The sequence below is a fragment of the Pseudoalteromonas sp. NEC-BIFX-2020_002 genome (assembly GCF_013002825.1).
GTDB classification, from domain to species: domain Bacteria; phylum Pseudomonadota; class Gammaproteobacteria; order Enterobacterales; family Alteromonadaceae; genus Pseudoalteromonas; species Pseudoalteromonas neustonica.
The window spans coordinates 1-1,817 of the sequence record NZ_JABEPJ010000040.1 but is presented as its reverse complement, the minus strand read 5'-3'; the positions used below and the strand labels follow the sequence as shown (position 1 = coordinate 1,817).

The following is a 1,817-nucleotide window of genomic DNA, read 5'->3' as shown; positions in this document are numbered from 1 at the left end:
CTCTCACGATTTAGCCCTTGCCATTTGCGAGTGTCTATCGTTTAATAACAGTGTGTTATTTAAACGGTGATCTTCCTACAGAGGACTTTCACCTCATAAGTCAATGCCCATGTCGGGCGTACACAAGAAAATCAACAAGGACTAAAAACAGCGGGCTGTTCGCTCCGCTCCATTTTAGCCCACTATTTTTAGCCTGTTATTTAGGCGTTAAATTATTCGACTTAGATCACGATAGATAATTGGAGAAAAATATGAAGAATGGAAATTTAGAAATTATAAAACCAGCTATTTTTGCAGGTTTATTCACGATAAGTTGCTATTCTTCGATCCCAGTTTTTGCTGCCGATCCTGTAACAACAGTAGTTAGCTCAATTTCAACTACGATGTCCGTGAAAGAAATATTAGATCAGCTTCAAGTTAAAGCAGATGCAGTAGTTGGTACAGCTGTTGAAGGCGGTGATTACCTCGTAGAAAAAACAGGAAGAAAGCTTGGTTTGGCCATAGACAATCTTGACATTCTTTTGAGCAAACAAAGAAATAGCACATTTGATCAGCTGGACTCTAGCCTTCAACAGGGACTTCTCAGCTTAGAGAAGACCCTTAACAATATCGATAGTCTAAAAGGGCAAATAATGGAAATAGAGCATTTCCTTGCTATGGATATACAAAATGTTGTGAATGATTTGCCTTTTACATCAGAAAAGTACTCGCTTCGAGATATTCAAGGGTACAGCCAAATATTTCAGCCGGATGGCAGCTATAGTTATCGCCTATTAGGAAATGCATTTGCTGCCGAAAACAAGGTTGATATTACTATAAATGGTGTGAAGCTAGATTCTATTTATGTTGATAACTCTAAGGCTAATATTAGTTCGTTCAGTATTCCTGCTGAAGCCATAAATGGCGAGTTCAAAGACACCGAAGTATCTAGGATTAACTTTGAGGTTAGTGTTCAAAAGAAGGAGAAAAATTCATGGCTTTCTCGCTTGTTTGGAGCTGATGAGTACGTATACGAAAAAATATATACATATCAAGATAAGGTTCTGCTATTGCCTCGTTATCCAGCCACTTATGAATTGAAAGAACACTATTCTGTTGAGAAATGGTCAGAAAAAACGTATTGGAGCTCAGAGGGCTCAGCTTCGGTTGGCGCTACAGGTGAAAGTGCAGAGGGTGAAAACCCCCACAAGCATGTCAATGCGTGTGCGACGATCCCAAACGGCACTCAAATGATACAAAGCACTATCTCGACTAGAGAGAGTTATGGTGGGTGGGGGCGCTGGGATGGTGGACCATGGTATTCCAATGAAGGTAGAACTGTCTGTAAACGGTTTAAGCACTGGGTACATGACAAAGGCAGAACAGTATATATAAAGGTTCAATATAAAAAGCCAGAAGTAGATGTAGCCTCAAAGACTGCCAGTTTAAATAAATTGGGAGAAAACGGTAAGCAGGATAAGAATCTCGAATTTGGGGCATGGTATGAGTCAAGACTGAGCTCTAACTACCAATCTTTCGATTTGATCGTAAAGTATTTCAATGGGAAGAAATATTCTTTAACCCCCACCACCTTGTCCGAGAAAGTAAATACCAAGTTGGAAAATAAGAGCAATTTTAAAAGGCTTCTGGTATTAGTAAATCCCTAAAATTTAACAAGCAAAGGCAGCGGATGCTTCGCACCGCTGCTTTGGGCGTTGGTGCGTCAAGCTAAGCTTGATCCATCTTGCAGGGTGCAAGTCCCTGTCGGGCAAGGTCTAACTAACCACCCGTATTGAGTGTTGCGCCTTTGGCGGAGTGTGGGATTAGCAATTGCTTAT

Annotated in this window: 1 protein-coding gene; it reads left to right on the top strand. The window is 40.7% G+C overall.

Going from position 1 to position 1,817, the window contains the following annotated elements; translation table 11 throughout:
* The first annotated feature begins 251 nt into the window (after positions 1–251).
* A complete protein-coding gene (locus HJP15_RS21540) occupies positions 252–1,646 on the top strand; it encodes a hypothetical protein (RefSeq protein ID WP_170174624.1) in 1,395 nt (464 codons plus the stop codon).
* Positions 1,647–1,817 lie beyond the last annotated feature (171 nt).

Bases quoted from the DNA above. Each gene is read 5' to 3' on its own strand.
- HJP15_RS21540 (WP_170174624.1), top strand. From the start codon at position 252: ATGAAGAATGGAAATTTAGAAATTATAAAACCAGCTATTTTTGCAGGT.